Origin of the sequence: Microbacterium sp. F2 (assembly GCF_052274505.1) — a bacterium.
Classification (GTDB): domain Bacteria; phylum Actinomycetota; class Actinomycetes; order Actinomycetales; family Microbacteriaceae; genus Microbacterium.
Window position 1 is genome coordinate 110,634 of sequence record NZ_JBNVBV010000003.1, and the last position, 16,189, is coordinate 126,822.

At 67.9% G+C, this 16,189-nt stretch carries 14 protein-coding genes; 10 read left to right on the plus strand and 4 right to left on the minus strand.

Annotated features, from left to right (window positions below; translation table 11 throughout):
• Nucleotides 1–76 precede the first annotated feature (76 nt).
• Nucleotides 77–1,309 carry a 23S rRNA (adenine(2503)-C(2))-methyltransferase RlmN gene (gene rlmN / locus ACQVDU_RS08260; protein WP_300591026.1) on the plus strand — a complete coding sequence of 411 codons (1,233 nt, stop codon included), beginning with the start codon at nt 77–79 and terminating at the stop codon, nt 1,307–1,309.
• Nucleotides 1,310–1,315: 6 nt separating this feature from the next.
• Here the strand turns inward: rlmN and ACQVDU_RS08265 are convergent, their stop codons facing one another.
• The gene (locus tag ACQVDU_RS08265; protein WP_443476834.1) at nt 1,316–2,764 is read right to left on the minus strand and encodes a carboxylesterase/lipase family protein; all 1,449 of its coding nucleotides are present in this window, start codon (nt 2,762–2,764) and stop codon (nt 1,316–1,318) included.
• 68 nt (nt 2,765–2,832) lie between these two features.
• Between ACQVDU_RS08265 and ACQVDU_RS08270 the strand changes: the two genes are divergently transcribed.
• The gene (locus ACQVDU_RS08270) at nt 2,833–3,843 is read left to right on the plus strand and encodes an aldo/keto reductase family protein (RefSeq protein ID WP_443476835.1); all 1,011 of its coding nucleotides are present in this window, start codon (nt 2,833–2,835) and stop codon (nt 3,841–3,843) included.
• 9 nt (nt 3,844–3,852) lie between these two features.
• Here ACQVDU_RS08270 and ACQVDU_RS08275 read toward each other — a convergent pair whose 3' ends face one another.
• On the minus strand, nt 3,853–5,388 hold the full coding sequence (locus tag ACQVDU_RS08275; protein WP_443476836.1) for a carboxylesterase/lipase family protein: 1,536 nt from the start codon (nt 5,386–5,388) through the stop codon (nt 3,853–3,855).
• A gap of 119 nt (nt 5,389–5,507) precedes the next feature.
• Between ACQVDU_RS08275 and ACQVDU_RS08280 the strand changes: the two genes are divergently transcribed.
• Together ACQVDU_RS08280 and ACQVDU_RS08285 are read left to right on the plus strand one after the other, a co-directional pair.
• Complete coding sequence (locus ACQVDU_RS08280) at nt 5,508–7,472, plus strand: ABC1 kinase family protein (protein WP_443476837.1); 1,965 nt, start codon at nt 5,508–5,510, stop codon at nt 7,470–7,472.
• Complete coding sequence (locus ACQVDU_RS08285) at nt 7,472–7,969, plus strand: NUDIX domain-containing protein (protein WP_292707494.1); 498 nt, start codon at nt 7,472–7,474, stop codon at nt 7,967–7,969. The genes ACQVDU_RS08280 and ACQVDU_RS08285 overlap by 1 nt, the downstream gene beginning before the upstream one ends.
• Here the strand turns inward: ACQVDU_RS08285 and ACQVDU_RS08290 are convergent.
• Nucleotides 7,962–8,714, minus strand: coding sequence for a hypothetical protein (locus ACQVDU_RS08290; protein WP_443476838.1), 753 nt, complete (start codon nt 8,712–8,714; stop codon nt 7,962–7,964). The genes ACQVDU_RS08285 and ACQVDU_RS08290 overlap by 8 nt on opposite strands.
• Nucleotides 8,715–8,768: 54 nt before the next feature.
• Entirely contained in the window at nt 8,769–9,575 is an 807-nt protein-coding gene (locus ACQVDU_RS08295) for a hypothetical protein (RefSeq protein WP_292707499.1), read from the minus strand.
• A gap of 266 nt (nt 9,576–9,841) precedes the next feature.
• Between ACQVDU_RS08295 and ACQVDU_RS08300 the strand changes: the two genes are divergently transcribed.
• The 6 genes from ACQVDU_RS08300 to ACQVDU_RS08325 all read left to right on the plus strand — a co-directional run bounded on the left by ACQVDU_RS08300 (nt 9,842) and on the right by ACQVDU_RS08325 (nt 16,172).
• On the plus strand, nt 9,842–10,492 hold the full coding sequence (locus tag ACQVDU_RS08300; protein WP_443476839.1) for a GntR family transcriptional regulator: 651 nt from the start codon (nt 9,842–9,844) through the stop codon (nt 10,490–10,492).
• Nucleotides 10,489–12,015 carry an MmgE/PrpD family protein gene (locus ACQVDU_RS08305; RefSeq protein WP_443476840.1) on the plus strand — a complete coding sequence of 509 codons (1,527 nt, stop codon included), beginning with the start codon at nt 10,489–10,491 and terminating at the stop codon, nt 12,013–12,015. The genes ACQVDU_RS08300 and ACQVDU_RS08305 overlap by 4 nt, the downstream gene beginning before the upstream one ends.
• Nucleotides 12,015–12,929, plus strand: a complete 915-nt coding sequence (prpB, locus tag ACQVDU_RS08310) for a methylisocitrate lyase (protein ID WP_300590697.1) — start codon at nt 12,015–12,017, stop codon at nt 12,927–12,929. Before ACQVDU_RS08305 ends, prpB begins: the two co-directional genes overlap by 1 nt.
• 2 nt (nt 12,930–12,931) lie before the next feature.
• Nucleotides 12,932–14,122: a bifunctional 2-methylcitrate synthase/citrate synthase gene (locus tag ACQVDU_RS08315; RefSeq protein ID WP_300590696.1), complete on the plus strand. Its 1,191-nt coding sequence runs from the start codon at nt 12,932–12,934 to the stop codon at nt 14,120–14,122.
• The gene (locus ACQVDU_RS08320; RefSeq protein ID WP_443476841.1) at nt 14,119–15,294 is read left to right on the plus strand and encodes a thiolase family protein; all 1,176 of its coding nucleotides are present in this window, start codon (nt 14,119–14,121) and stop codon (nt 15,292–15,294) included. The genes ACQVDU_RS08315 and ACQVDU_RS08320 overlap by 4 nt, the downstream gene beginning before the upstream one ends.
• A 92-nt stretch (nt 15,295–15,386) precedes the next feature.
• Nucleotides 15,387–16,172 (plus strand): enoyl-CoA hydratase-related protein, encoded by a 786-nt coding sequence (locus tag ACQVDU_RS08325; RefSeq protein ID WP_443476842.1) that lies wholly within the window; start codon nt 15,387–15,389, stop codon nt 16,170–16,172.
• Nucleotides 16,173–16,189: the final 17 nt, after the last annotated feature.

Genomic DNA, 16,189 nt, shown 5'->3' on the forward strand with positions numbered 1-16,189 from the left:
CAGGGCTTGACAGGGCTTCACAGGGTTTGACAGGGCCGACATGGGCGCGCGGCATCCGCTCGCTTACCCTGGAGTCATGGCTCGCGCGCTCCCTCCCACGTCCTCCGGCGCGCCGCAGGTGCGCCCAGCTACCGAGGGATGGCAGCAGAAGAAGGATGCCGAGGGCCGGCCACTCCTCCAGTTTGCGAGCCCCAAGCGAGGCAAACCTCCCGTGCACCTGGCCGACCTGACTCCCGAGCAGCGCGTCGAGAAGGCCAAGGAACTCGGCCTGCCGGGCTTTCGTGCCGGTCAGCTTGAGCGCCATTACCTGACGCGCTGGACGAGCGATCCGGCAGAGATGACGGATCTGCCGGCATCCGGGCGCGAAGAACTTGTCGCCGGGCTGCTGCCGCCGCTGCTGACCGAGGTGCGTCGGCTCGACACCGACAAGGGCGACACGATCAAGTTCCTCTGGAAGCTGCACGATGGCGCACTCGTCGAGTCTGTGCTGATGCGCTACCCGGGCCGGATCACCCTGTGCGTGTCGAGCCAGGCCGGATGCGGCATGAACTGCCCGTTCTGCGCGACCGGCCAGGCGGGACTGACCCGCAACATGTCGGCTGCCGAGATCGTCGATCAGGTCGTGCGCGCCAATCAGGTGATTGCCCGTGGTGAACTCGGCGGCAAGCGCAGCAGCGACCAGTCCCTCGAGCGGGTTTCGAACATCGTCTTCATGGGGATGGGTGAGCCGCTGGCCAACTACGCCCGCGTCATGCAGGCGGTTCGTGTGATGACCGACAAGAAGCACGGCATGGGCATGAGCGCTCGCGGCATCACGGTGTCGACAGTGGGCCTCGTGCCGGCGATCACGAAGCTTGCCGCCGAAGACATCCCGGTCACGTTCGCCCTATCTCTGCACGCGCCCGACGACGAGCTGCGCGATGAGCTCATTCCGGTCAATTCCCGCTGGAAGGTCGACGAGGCGCTGGATGCCGCCCGTGGCTACTTCGAGCGGACGGGGCGACGCGTGTCGATCGAGTACGCCCTCATCAAAGACATGAACGACCATCCGTGGCGCGCCGATCTGCTGGCGGACAAGCTCAACGCGCGCGGGCGGGGCTGGGTGCACGTGAACCCGATTCCGCTCAATCCGACGCCAGGGTCCATCTGGACGGCATCCGAACCGCACGTACAGAACGAGTTCGTGCGGCGCCTGAACGCCGCGGGCATCCCGACGACCCTGCGCGACACCCGTGGCAAAGAGATCGACGGGGCGTGCGGGCAGTTGGTTGCCACCGAGGATGACCAGGCGGCCGCCTCCGCCTCGTGAGTCGGGTCAGGATGCCGAGCTGAAGGCATCGACAGCGTCGGCGCGTGGCAACGGGAGTGTCCGTGATTCGACGTCGAAGACGCGCACCCGCCGCCCGGGCGTGAACGGCTCCCATCCCGGGTTGCCGTCGCGGATCATCCGCACCCACGCCTCATGCATCTCGTGCGCGAGACCCTGCGGGGGAGCATCTCCGGCCATCCGGATGCTGTCGGGGTTGTCGAGGCCGTCGAAGACGAAGCCGAGTTCGAGCGCGTGTCCGGCACCGAGGCCGTCCACCGGGCTCTGCCAGGCGAACTCGTACACGAAGGTGGGGGGTGTGCGGCGATCGGCCACCTGCGTCATCGGCGCGCGCAGCATCGAGTCGGTGAGGGCCTGTCCGAGTCGGTCCCCGGCGCCGGCATCCGGGAAGGCGGCCCGGTACGCGCGCACGGCGCCGCGTGGGACTTTGAGCGCGAGGTAGCCGATCCTCGCCTGCCAGGTGGAGATCTTCGCGAGCGCGTCCGGGGTGAACCAGAGCCGGTACTCGTCGGTATTGGTGCCGATCAGAATGGGTGCCGCGACCGTGGCTAGCGCCGTGCGCGGGGACTCGGGGAGACTGCCGGGGTCGCGCGCAAGCAGGAATCCAGGTGCGCCCCGCAGCGGCGAGCTGCCGGCAGCCTGCGCCGTGCGGGCGGCGAGAAGCTCGGCCGGAGACAGGGCGGCGAATGCCTCGCGCGTCGCTGGTATGCCGAGCCGTTTGGCGAGTGCGCGGGAGACGCGTCCGGCTCGCTTCGGTTCGGCCGCATCCAGGGGGCCGGATTCGATGATCGCGCCGGCGATCAGCGGCGCGGTGTCGGGGCGCGAGAGGAGCGCCGCCACCAGCGCCCCGCCGGCCGACTCGCCCATGATCGTGATGCGTGACGGATCGCCGCCGAAGGCGGCGATCTCGACGTGGGTCCAGCGCAGCGCCGCTGCGACGTCTTCGAGGCCGAGATTGCGCGGGGCATCCTCGAGCACCGAGAAGCCCTCGGATCCGAGGCGATAGTTCGCCGAGACGAACACGACGCCGCTGCGGGCGAAGCTCGTGCCGTCATAACCGGCGAGGGAGCTGCCACCGCGCTCGAACGCGCCGCCGTGGATCCACAGCACGACCGGCAGCGGCTCGGATGCAGGCTCCGTCGCGCTCGCCGGGGTCCACACGTTGACGGTCAGGATGTCGTCGTCGGCGCCGTCGCTGTTCAGGCTCGGCAGGAGCTCGCCGATCCTGCCGCGGTAGGGGGTTTGCGGCGCTGCAGGACCGAACTGCGTCGCATCCCGCACTCCGGTCCAGCTATCGGGTGCTGACGGCAGCTGAAAGCGCCGCGAGCCGAACGGAGGCGCCGCGTACGGGATGCCGAGGAAGCGACGGATGCCTTCACTCACGCTCCCGCGCAGTGCTCCGGTGCTGATCGTCGCTTCGGGTGTTTCGGTACTCACGCCTTCAGGGTAGGCCTGGCTCACGACGCGCCGGCCCGCACGCTGCGGCGCGGCGATAGCGTGGAGCAATGGTCAACTATCGCTACCTCGGCAACAGTGGTTTCAAAGTCACGGAGATCACGTACGGCAACTGGATCACCCACGGCTCACAGGTCGAGAACGACGCGGCCATCGCGACGGTTCACCGGGCGCTGGATCTCGGCATCACGAGCTTCGACACCGCCGACGTGTACGCGAACACCGTCGCCGAGCAGGTGCTGGGCGAGGCGCTGAAGGGCCAGCGTCGGGAGTCGCTCGAGATCTTCACCAAGGTCTACTGGCCCGTCGGGCCGGGTGGCGCCAACGATTCGGGTCTGTCGCGCAAGCACATCATGGACGGCATCCACGGCTCGCTGCAGCGCCTGGGGACGGACTACGTCGACCTGTACCAGGCGCACCGGTACGACTACGAGACCCCGCTTGAGGAGACGATGCAGGCCTTTGCCGACATCGTCCGCCAGGGCAAGGCTCTCTACATCGGTGTGAGCGAGTGGACGGCCGAGCAGCTGCGCGCCGGGCACGCGCTGGCCAAGGATCTCGGCATCCAGCTCGTCTCGAACCAGCCGCAGTATTCCGCGCTCTGGCGCGTCATCGAGGGGAAGGTGATTCCGACCTCCGAGGAGCTCGGCATCTCGCAGATCGTCTGGTCGCCGATGGCGCAGGGCGTGCTCAGCGGCAAGTACCTGCCCGGTCAGCCGGCTCCCGCCGGTTCGCGGGCGACCGACGAGAAGAGCGGCGCCGGCTTCATCAAGCGGTTCATGACGGATGACGTGCTGAGCGCTGTGCAGAAGCTGCATCCCGTCGCCGAGCAGGCGGGGCTGACCTTGCCGCAGCTCGCTATCGCGTGGGTGCTGCAGAACCCGAACGTGTCGGCAGCGCTCGTCGGCGCCTCGCGTCCTGAGCAGCTCGATGACACCGTGAAGGCGTCGGGGATCACGCTGGATGCCGACACGATGGCGGCTATCGACGCCACCCTCGGATCGGTCGCCGAGACCGATCCGGCACTCACCGAAGAGTCATCGCCGCTGCGTCGTCCTTAGTCCTTCGGCTCAGGGGAAGGCGAGCACCTCGTCTCCCCAGCCGGTGCGCAGCTCGTGATCGAGGTCGGGGACCACGCGGTCCTCGGTCTCGATCACGAGCGTTGCGCGCGTGTCGGTGTCGAAAGCCGGCCAGTCCACCGCGGCCGCGGCGTTCGGGTCCTCGCCCTTGGCGAAGGCCGTCCACCGCTGCTGCATTCGCGCTGAGATCCGTTCGGCCTCGTGGCGGCCACCGAGCCGGAAGCTGATGTCGTGCGCTCGGGTCCCGAACGTGCCCCACACGTAGGGAAGCTCGGTGGCGTGGGTCGCCCCGATGCGCAGAAGATGCAGCATCGGAGTGGCGTGATCGAACCGGTAGAGCCACACCGGTGCAACCCGGGAGTGCCCCTCGACGGCCCAGAGTGTCGGCATCCGGAATCCGATGTCGCGGGCGATCCCAAGCCCCACCGCGTGGTGGCGCACCCCCTCGTATGCCGAGAGTACCTGGGCCATCGAGGGGAGGTCGATGCCGGGGCGCTCGGTGCCGAGCTCGGCGAGCATCTGCTCGATCTGCTCCTCACGGATCGGCATGAGCGGCGACTTCATCATGCGGAACAGGGAAGCTTCGTCCTTGTTTGTGCCGATCAGCAGCGGTACCGGCAGGCCACGCCCCTCGGCGAGGACTGTCGCCGGCGCCTCTGGCAGCAGGTCGCCGTCGATGACGGGACCGAACGCGATGGTTCCCGGATGCTGCGCCGGGACCTCCGCGAACACCGTCATCCCGGCCTCGACGATCGTGTCGACCGGCAGTGCGCGCAGGTCCGCGGGGGCGGGGTTGCCCACTGCCGCCAGGAACAGCCCGGTGACGGTCTCGGCACGCGCCGCGTCGTAGACGCTCGAGACGGGTGAGGACTCGGCGATCGCGCGGGAGAAGAGCCCCGCGGCGCTGGGGACTGCGAGCAGCGTCGTCACGAGGCCCGCGCCGGCCGATTCGCCGAAGACCGTCACGCGGTCGGGGTCGCCACCGAAGGCGGCGATGTTGTGCTGCACCCATCGCAGCGCGAGCAGCACGTCTTTGAGCGCGAGGTTTCCGTCGAACTGCTGCTCCGGGCCGGACAGACTCGACAGATCGAGGAAGCCGAGCGCGCCGATCCGGTAGTTGATCGTCACCACGACGACGTCGTGCCGCGCGAGGGCTTCACCGTCGTAGACCGGCTGGCTGCTGGAGCCGAACGTGTAAGCCCCGCCGTGCAGCCACACCATGACCGGCGCCGGGGTGTCAGCATCGGCCCCGCTCCAGACGTTCAAGAAGAGGCAGTCCTCGTCGAAGATCGGGTCCGGCCCGAGGTCCATCGCGGGGTTTGCCTTCTGCGGTGCAGCCGGGCCAAAGCTCGTAACCGTGGCGATGACCTCGGCATCGAGCGGCTCGGCAGGCATGGGGTCGCGCCAGCGGGAGTCGTCAGTGGGGGCCTGCGCGTACCGGATGCCGCGCCACACGCGGATGCCGCCTGACAGTTCCTCTCCGGCAAAGCGCCCGACGGGTGCAGCGGCAACGGGGGTCTGGTCCATGGGGGGCCTTCCAGTTCGGGTGAAGGGCGGCGTCGCGAGACAGCGTAGACGGTGAGCATATGCGGTCGGCTTTCGACGGAGCCCGTGCGTCGGATTCGTGCGGCTGACACAATCGGGTCATGCCGATCTGGCTTGCGGTCCTTCTGCTCACAGTCGCCTTCGCGGTGGTTTCCGCGTGGATCAGCCGGCGGCTCCTGGATGCGCAGATCGGATGGGTGCGCGCGCTCCTGACCTCTGCCGTGGTGTTTCTCGGCTCACTTCCGTTGACGGTGTGGGTGTTCGAACAGGCCGACATCGTCGACGGTGATCGTGTCGTCGTCGGAAGCCCGATCGTGCTGGCGTTCGTCGCCCTCGTGCTCGGCTGGATGTTCGCGGTCGTCGTCATCATCCTCGTCACCCTCGAGTTCCTCTGGCCGAGCCGCCCGCTCGGCAACCCTGTGACGATCGTGCGCGAGGCCTTCCGTCGCCGGGATCGAGCCCGCCGGTACGCGCAGATCGTCGCGATCGCCTCCCGTCATGGCCTGGGGATGTATCGCGGGCGATCGGATGCTGCGCGCGAGGCGTTGCCGCAGGCGCTCGTGGCTGCCCTCGCCGAGGCCGGCGTCACCTTCGTCAAGCTCGGCCAGGTGCTCTCCACGCGCGAAGACGTGCTCCCGCGAGACCTCATCGAAGCGCTGTCGACGCTCCAGATGGACTCGACCCCGATTCCCTGGCCGGAAGCCGAAGCGGCGATCCACGCAGAGCTCGGGCGGCCGATCGCCGACGTGTTCGCCGTGATTGAGCCGGAACCCATGGCTGCGGCATCCGTCGCCCAAGTGCACGCCGCGACGCTCGTGTCGGGCGAGAGCGTCGTCGTGAAGATCCAACGGCCATCTGCCCGCGCGCAGGTCACCACGGATCTCGACATCCTCGAGCGGCTCGCCCGGGATGCCGAGCGGCGCACCGCGTGGGCAGCCGACTACGGAGCGGTGGCGCTGGTTGCCGAGTTTTCTCGCGCGCTCACCGAAGAGCTCGACTACCGCGTCGAGGTGGCAAACGCCGAGATGCTGCGCGGTGCCATTGCCAAGACGCACGCGATGCCGTTGCGGGTTCCTCAGGTCTATCGCGATCTGTGCACGCAGCGGATGATCGTGCAGGAGCGGATCGAGGGGGTGCCCTTCGGCAAGCTTCCCGAGGGCGCGGTGGAACCGGATGCCGCGCGGGAACTCGCCGACGGCGTCCTGGATGCTGTGTTCGAGCAGATCGCGGTGCGCGGGGTGTTCCACGCCGACCTGCATCCGGGAAACCTGATCCTCTGTGAGGGCGGAGAGGTCGCGCTGATCGATTTCGGCGCTGTCGGGGTGTTGGAGGCCAGCATGCGGCGCCTTCTCGTACCGCTGTTGACGGCGATGGAGGCAGACGACGATCAAGCGGCGACGGACATCGTGCTGCTGCTGTGCGAGCCCGACCCCGACGGTGTCGACCAGGCCTCCCTCCAGCGTGATGTCGGCGCGATCATCACCCGGGTTCGAAACGCGCCCGCGGGGGAGGACGTGTTCCGGCTTCTGCTCGACACCCTTCGTCATCATCGGTTGGCGATGCCGCCGTCTCTGCTGCTGGTGTTCCGCACCCTCGGTTCACTCGAGGGGAGCCTGCGGCGGGTGTCGCCGGGCTATGACATGGTCGGTCAGGCACTCAGCCGGGCGCCGCACTTCGCCCGCAGCATGCTGTCGCTGCGCACCGCAGCTCTCTCGGCTCAAACCCAGCTCGTTCTGGCTCTCGAACAGGTACGTCGGGCGCCCCGGCGCCTGGAGAACATTTCGCGATCCCTCGAGCAGGGCACCTTCTCGGTGCGGCTCCGCTCGTTCGAGAGCACGGGAGAGCGGCGATGGATCGAGGGAATGCTCGGCCAACTCACGAGCACGCTCGTCGGGGTCACCCTTCTGGCCACGGGCATCGCCCTCGCGATCTCATCGGGCGGCCCGCAACTGACCGAGGATGTTCCGCTGTTCCCGTTCCTCGGCAGTGTCGTCGGCCTCGGCGGTCTCCTGCTGCTCGTGCGGAGCCTGCGCGCTGCGCTGCGTCGACGGGACGGCTCTACCTGATGTCAGTATTGAGCGCCGGGCTGCTGGCGTATCGCCCCGTCGTCTCGTCGTCGGATGGCTCGAGTGGTCTCGAGGTGCTCATCGCTCACATGGGCGGGCCGTTCTGGCAGCGCAAGGATGCCGGAGCGTGGACGATCCCCAAGGGCGAGTACGACCCGGCCGGGGAGTCACCACTGGAGGCAGCGCGGCGGGAGTTCCGCGAGGAGCTGGGGATCGATCCGCCGGGCGGCACCGTGATCGACCTCGGCTCGTTCGCCGCATCGCGCAAGTCGATCACTGTCTTTGCGGTCGACGGATCAGGCCTCGACATCTCGCATCCGGTGTTCGGGGAGTTCGAGCTTGAGTGGCCGCCACGGTCGGGGAAGGTGGCGAGCTTTCCCGAGATCGACCGCGTCGAGTGGATGCATCTGGCCTTCGCTGCTGAGAAGCTCACCGCGTCGCAGCGGCCCGCGCTCACCGCGCTTGCTGCCGCACTCGGCACCCGCGGCGTCAGTTGACCGGGTCCTCGGGTGCGGAGTCGACGAAGACGCCGACGCGGTCGCCCTCCAAGACGAACTGCAGCGCGGCACCGTCCCCGAAGCGTTCGAGAGCCGCTGCCGGCGAACCTGCATGGATCTGCACTGACGCGGTCGGCGGGAAAGCCCCGGCGCCGCATCCGTAGTACGTCGGCCCGTTCGGGAAGCCCGACTCGTCGTCAACGTCCTCAGTTCTGAAAACGACCAGGCACTCGCTGTCGACGCCGTCGCTCGAGTTGATGGCGGTTATCAGCGTGTAGCCCGCGAACTGAAACCCCACCGGGGGTGTATCTGTGCTCCCGAACGACGGGCTCGTGGTCGATGGATCCAGCTCGAGGGCCGCAATCTGGCGCGCTCCCGAGCCCTCGGAGATCACCGGAATCGAGGCGAGGCCCCAGGTGACGGATGCGGCAAGCGTCGCTACCGCCAACACCGAAACGAGCCAGAAGGCGCGCGCCAGGGGGGGAACCCTGGTGAGGGGCGACCAAGCCGCGCGGGCACCGGACTCGCTCGCCCGGTCGTCGCTGCTGGCGGCTGCCGCACTCGCGGATTCGGGGTCTTGGGTGCTGGCAGCCGCGGGCGCGTCCGGCGACGGCTGCTCAGTCCGCAGCTGCTCCTCAAGCTCGTGCAACCGGTCGTATGCCACCGGGTCGCGCAGGATGTCGGCGTCGGGGCCATAGGCCCGCTCGCGAAGCGCCTGCAACTCAGCAGCGGCATCCTCGTTCATCGCTTCATGGTTGCATGACGCCACTCTTCCGGCGGTAGTGAACGACGGGCGGATCTAGGCCGGGATTGCGCCGCCGTCCCAGAAGACGCCGATCCGGTCACCCTGCAGAACGAACTGCAGTGCACCGCCCTCCGGGAACTGCGCGCGTAAGCGCTCCGGCGCTGTGTCATCCAAGGGAACCTCGATCGCCGCGGGGAAAGCGCCGGCCCGGCATCCGTAGTAGAACGGCCCGTTCACGCCCTGACCATCGGCGGTCAGGTCGTCTTCGTCCAGCCCGATCAGACACTCGCTCTCCCCGTTCGGGCTCATGGCCGACGATTGCGCCATCAGAAGCCCGTAGTACTCGTAGGCAATGGCCTGCTCCGAGGTCGTGCCGAAGAATCCCTCGGGAATCGCAACGTCGTCGTTGATCTCGAGAGTGGCTACCTGCCGGCTCGCGGTTGTCTGCGAGATCACCGGAAGAGACGCGAGCCCCCAGACGATGGATGCCGTGAGCGCGACCGCCGCCGCGATCGCTACCGCAACCATCGCGGTAGCGACCGGCGGCAGCCGCGAGGTCAGCATGCGCAAAAGCGCCCAGACGCGGGACGCCGCCGCATCCTCTTCGTCTTCGGCTCCCACGTCTGTGGCGGAAGGGTCTCCCCCTGGCGTGACGGAGCGGGCACCGACACTGTCCGCTGGCGGCTCGGATGCCCGGCTCACCGCCGCGACCGAGGGGCGCTGTGCCTCGCGCTCTGCCCGCAGTTGCGCTTCGAGTTCCTCCAAGCGCGAGCGTGCCGCGGCGTCGTCGGCGAGGTCGGCGTCGGGGCCGTAGGCCCGGGCGCGGAGCCGACTGAGTTCGGCGGCCGATGTGTCGTCCACCGCCTCATCGTCGCACGGTCAGCTCCGAAGGCCCGGTGTGACCAACACCCTTGTCAGTGCCCCGCACGAAGATCAGACTTGCACCGCCGCGTTGGTGGGCGGTGATCAGTGACCCCGACGGAAACGTCATCGGTCTCTACGAACAGACGTCGAGCGACTGATCTGCTCTCGCGGCGCTTCTTTGTATACCTAGAGCCGCCCTCAATGCCCGTATTGATACATTCAGTGCTTTTGTGTATACATGAAGGGCGGCGAAGGGAGGACGGATGCGAGCGAGTGATCGCGCATACCGGGCGCTCCTGGGCGAGATCCAGGACGGGCAGCTCCCCGCCGGCGCTGTGCTCGGGGAGGTCGAGCAGGCAGCGCGTCTCGGTGTGAGCCGTACCCCGCTGCGTGAGGCGCTCGCGCGCCTGGCCGCCGACGGTCTGGTCGTTCAGCAATCGCCTCGCGTCACCGTGGTGTCGGATGTCGATGCCGACGACATCCGTGCGCTCTTCGAATTCCGCCGTGCTCTCGAAGAAGCTGCTGCGCGCCTCGCGGCGACCCGGGCCGACCCGGCCGAGTTCGCGGAACTCGCCGCGGAGTTCGACAGGACGTCGCTGCGCGGCGAGGGCCGCGAGCACTACTACGACCTGATCGCGCGGTTCGATGCCGCCCTCGACGACGCCGTCGACAACACCTACCTGAGTTCGGCGCTTCGCACGATCCGCACTCACCTCGTGCGCGTGCGTCGCCTTGCCCGCGAGAATCCCCAGCGACTGTCGGCCTCGGTCGGAGAGCACGCGCTGATCGCCCATGCGATAGCCGCGCAGGATGCCGACCTTGCCGCGCACGCGACCCACGTGCACCTGCACAACGCTTTGACCAGCATCCTCGCCTCCCTGGCCGAGGCCCGCACCGAACCCGGAGCAGCATGACCATCACGCACCACGTCCGTGTCCACCGCAGCGACGAGAACCTTGCCCGCGAGGGTCAGCTCGCCTGGCACATTGCCGAGGTCGCCGCCGACCCGATAGCGGTCGAGTCCGAGGTCGTCGACATGATCATCAACCGTGTCATCGACAATGCGTCAGTCGCTGCCGCATCCCTCACCCGGCGGCCGGTGAGCGCCGCCCGGCAGCAGGCGCTCGACCACGCCGTCTCGGTCAGCGGTGCCGGAGCGACAGTCTTCGGCTGCGCAAACGAGCGGCGGACGAGCCCCGAATGGGCGGCGTGGGCCAACGGTGTTGCGGTGCGCGAGCTCGACTACCACGACACGTTCCTGGCCGCCGAGTACTCGCACCCGGGCGACAACATTCCGCCGATCCTCGCCGTGGCCCAGCACGTCGGTGCCGACGGCGCGGCGCTCGTGCGAGGGATCGCGACCGGTTACGAGATCCAGATGGACCTCGTGCGCGCGATCTCCCTGCACAAGCACAAGATCGACCACGTCGCCCACCTCGGCCCGTCGGCAGCAGCCGGCATCGGGACGCTCCTGGGCCTGCCCGTCGAGACGATCTATCAGGCAGTCGGCCAGGCGCTGCACACGACCACCGCGACCCGCCAATCCCGCAAGGGTGAGATCTCGACGTGGAAAGCTCACGCCCCCGCCTTCGCCGGCAAGATGGCAGTCGAAGCCGTCGACCGGGCGATGCGCGGCGAGACGAGCCCCAGCCCGATCTACGAGGGTGAAGACGGCGTGATCGCGTGGATGCTCGACGGTAAGGATGCTGCCTACGACGTGCCGCTTCCCGCTCCAGGCGAACCCAAGCGGGCGATCCTCGACTCCTATACGAAGGAGCACTCTGCTGAGTACCAGGCGCAGGCCTGGATCGACCTTGCCCGCAAGCTCGGTACCGAGCGCCCTGAGCTGCGCGACCCCGCGAACATCGCGAGCATCGTGCTGCACACGAGCCACCACACGCATTATGTGATCGGGTCGGGTGCGAACGACCCGCAGAAGTACGACCCGCAGGCATCTCGTGAGACCCTTGATCACTCGATCCCCTACATCTTCGCGGTCGCGCTGCAAGACGGGGCCTGGCATCACGTCGACTCGTACCTCCCTGAGCGTGCTGCCCGGCCCGACACCGTGGAACTCTGGCGCAAGATCACCACGGCCGAAGATGCGGAGTGGACGCGCCGCTATCACTCCGAAGACCCCGACGAGAAGGCCTTCGGGGGGCGCGTGGAGATCGTCCTGACCGACGGGACCACGGTGGTCGACGAGATCGCCGTGGCCGACGCGCATCCGTTGGGGGCACGGCCGTTCGCTCGTGAGGACTACGTTCGCAAGTTCCGGTTGCTCGCCGAGCCCGTGCTCGCTCCCGAAGAGATCGAGCGGTTCCTCGACCTCGCGCAGCGCCTCCCGGAGCTCTCGGCAGGCGAGGTCGGGCAGCTCAACATCGTCGCTCGGATCGGCATCCTCGCGTCAGCTCCGGCCCCCAAGGGTCTGTTCTGATGCTCTATAGCCAGACATCCGCGGCCGAGAAGCGCAGGCTGTTTCGGGAGCGCCTTGCCTCGGGGGAGCTCCTGCGATTCCCGGGCGCCTTCAACCCGCTGTCGGCGCGCCTGATCGAGCGCAAAGGTTTCGAGGGCGTCTACATCTCTGGTGCGGTGCTGGCTGCCGACCTCGGGCTCCCCGACATCGGCCTGACAACCCTGACCGAGGTCGCCGGTCGCGGGCAGCAGATCGCGCGCATGACCGAGCTTCCGGCCATCATCGACGCCGACACGGGGTTCGGTGAGCCGATGAACGTAGCCCGCACCATCCAGACCCTCGAAGATGCGGGGCTGGCGGGCACCCACATCGAGGATCAGATCAACCCCAAGCGGTGCGGTCACCTCGACGGGAAAGCCGTCGTCGATGGGGACACGGCAGTCAAGCGCATCCGTGCCGCCGTCGATGCGCGCCGTGACGAGAACTTTCTCATCATGGCTCGCACCGACATCCGTGCCATCGAGGGGCTGGATGCCGCGATCGACCGGGCCAAAGCGCTCGTGGATGCCGGCGCCGACGCGATCTTCCCCGAGGCGATGCGTGATCTCGGCGAGTTCGAGAAGATGCGTGCGGCGCTGGATGTTCCGGTGCTCGCGAACATGACCGAGTTCGGCAAGAGCGAGCTGTTCTCAACCGAGCAGCTGCGCTCCGCCGGCATCAACATCGTCATCTGGCCGGTATCGCTGCTGCGGATCGCGATGGGTTCGGCGGGGCGCGCACTCGACGACCTGGATGCGAAGGGGCACCTCCGCGACAAGCTCGGGGAGATGCAGCACCGTTCAGACCTCTACGACCTGATCGACTACGAGCAGTACAACCACTTCGACACGAGCATCTTCAACTTCACGGTCGAAGCACCCATCACGAAGGAGTGAGCATGACCGACACCGACATCAAGAAGGGGCTTGCTGGCGTCGTCGTCGACTACACCGGTGTCAGCAAGGTCAACCCCGATACCAACAGCCTGCTCTATCGCGGCTATCCGGTGCAGGAACTCGCTGCCACCCAGTCGTGTGAAGCCGTCGCCCACCTGCTGTGGACGGGGGAGCTGCCCACAGACGAGCAGCTTGCGACCCTGCGCGAGACGGAGCGCGAGAACCGCGCGCTGCAGCCCGACGTCAAGGCCGCTATCGACCTCATCCCGCTGGACGCTCACCCGATGGATGAGGTGCGCACGGCCGTCAGCGTCATCGGGGCCCGCGAGACGCGCGGGACCCTCAACGTCATGGATGCTGTCGGCACGTCGCAGCAGAACCTCGAGCGCAGCATCCGTCTGTTCGGGGAACTGCCCGCGATCGTGGCCTACGGTCAGCGGCGCCGTCGCGGGCTCGAGCCGGTCGATGCGCGCGACGACCTCGACTATGCAGCGAACTTCCTCTGGCTGACCTTCGGTGAAGAAGCCGACGAGGTCGTCGTGGATGCGTTCAATCGCTCGATGATCCTCTACGCCGAGCACTCGTTCAACGCATCGACGTTCACGGCCCGTGTCATCACCTCGACCCTCAGCGACCTCTACTCCGCCGTGGTCGGTGCAATCGGCGCGTTGAAGGGACCCCTGCACGGCGGCGCGAACGAGGCAGTGCTGCACATCTTCGACGAGATCGGCTCGGCCGAGAACGTGTCAGCGTGGCTCGACACGGCTCTCGCCGAGAAGCGCAAGATCATGGGCTTCGGGCATCGCGTGTACAAGCGCGGTGACTCGCGCGTTCCCACGATGAAAGCGGCGCTCGACACCCTCGTCGCCCACTACGACCGCCCGGATGTCGCGGCGCTCTACGACGCGCTCGAATCGGAGTTCGTGGCACGCAAGGGCATCTACCCGAACCTCGACTACCCGTCGGGGCCGGCCTACAACCTCATCGGCTTCGACACGCTCACGTTCACGCCGCTGTTCGTCGCGGCGCGCGTCGTCGGCTGGACAGCGCACATCATGGAGCAGCAGGCCTCGAACGCGCTCATCAGGCCTCTCTCGGCCTATAACGGGGCCGACGAGCGCCACATCGAGGGCTACGTGCCCGACACCTCCGCGATCACCGTGCAAGAGCGCCCCGAGGAGGCCGCCGAGTGACCACTGCCGTCATCGTCGACGTCGTCCGGACGCCCTCCGGGCGGGGCAAGCCCGGAGGAGCGCTGTCGGGCGTGCATCCTGTCGACCTTGCCGCCACGACGCTGACGGCGCTCCTGGAGCGCAACGGACTCGAGTCGCGCCAGATCGATGACGTCCTGATGGGGTGTGTGAGTCAGATCGGCGATCAGGCCACCAACATCGCTCGTCAGGCAGTGCTCGCAGCGGGGTTCGACGAGTCGGTGCCCGCCACGACGATCGATCGGCAGTGCGGCTCTAGTCAGCAGGCCGTGCACTTCGCTGCGCAGGGAGTCATCGCCGGTGCGTACGACATCGTGATCGCGGCGGGCGTCGAGTCCATGAGCCGCGTTCCGCTGGGCTCGGCGGGCGAGGGTGGGGCGGATGCCGACGGCATCCGTCGCCGCTACCCCGAGGGCTTGGTGAATCAGGGTGTTTCGGCCGAGCTGATCGCCGCGCGCTGGGGATTCGAGCGCGACGAACTGGATGCCTACGCTGCGCAGTCCCACCAGCGGGCAGCTCACGCGGCGGCAGCGGGCCGGTTCGCGGACGCGATGCTCCCGGTCGCGACGCCGGATGGGGTCGTGGACACCGACGAGACGATTCGCCCAGCCACAACAGCCGAGCAGCTGGCTGGCCTTGCGCCGGCCTTCCGCACTCCGGAACTCACCGAACGCTTCCCGGGCCTGGAGTGGCGGATCACCGCGGGCACCTCGTCGCCGCTGACGGATGCCGCCTCCGCGGCGCTGATCATGAGTGAAGAGCGGGCCAACGCGCTGGGTCTCACACCTCGCGCCCGTTTCCACGCCTTCGCCGTCGTCGGTGACGACCCGATCATGATGCTGACCGCGCCGATCCCGGCAACGCGCCGCATCCTGGATCGCGCAGGGTTGTCGATCGATGACCTCGACGCCTATGAGGTCAACGAGGCCTTCGCGTCAGTACCGCTGGCGTGGCAGCAGGAGCTCGGCGCCGATCCCGACAAGCTCAACCCGTGGGGTGGTGCGATCGCGCTCGGGCACGCCGTCGGCGCATCCGGAACGCGGCTGCTCGGCACTCTCCTGGGCTATCTCGAACACACCGGCGGGCGCTACGGACTGCAGACGATGTGTGAGGGCGGCGGGATGGCTAACGCCACCATCATCGAGCGGCTGTAGGCCACCTACAACCGGTTGGCAGGAGCGCCGGTGCATTCGACAGGATCGACGCGGGTGTGGCTGCCTCCCAGCGGCGTGAGAGGAAAACGAGCATGACGGAATCAACCTCGTTCCAGACCATCGTGGTCGAGACCCGGGGGCGCGTCGGCTGGATCCAGCTGAACCGCCCCGAGGCGCTCAACGCGCTGAACTCGACACTCGCGACCGAGCTCGGTGCCGCCGTTGTCGCGTTCGATGCCGATGAGCAGATCGGATGCATCGTGCTGACCGGCTCGGAGCGGGCCTTCGCCGCGGGCGCGGACATCAAGGAGATGGCCGACAAATCAGTGCGGGACATGACCGTCGACAGCCCCTTTGCCGGACTCGAAGCCCTCGGCCGAGCCCGCACGCCGATCGTCGCCGCTGTCGCGGGCTTCGCGCTCGGTGGCGGATGCGAACTCGCGATGAGCTGCGACATCATCCTGGCCGCCGACACCGCGACGTTCGGGCAACCCGAGATCAACCTCGGCGTCATTCCGGGACTCGGTGGGACGCAGCGGCTCACGCGCGCTATCGGGTATTACAAGGCTGCCGAGCTCGTCCTGACAGGCCGCATGATGGATGCCGTCGAGGCCGAGCGCGCGGGCCTGGTGTCCCGGGTGGTTCCGGCAGCTGACCTCACCACCGAGGCGATGGCGGTGGCCGAGTCGATCGCTGCGAAGTCCCTGCCCGTCGCTTACGCGGCCAAGGACGCTTTGCGAGCGTCGCAGGAAAGCGGACTGGCCGAGGGCCTGCGGTTCGAACGGCAGGCGTTCGCCGCTCTGTTCGCCCTGGATGACCAGAAAGAAGGGATGGCGGCTTTCCGTGAGAAGCGTGCCCCCCGATTCAGCGGTCGGTGACCGAAATCGCGGTGAGC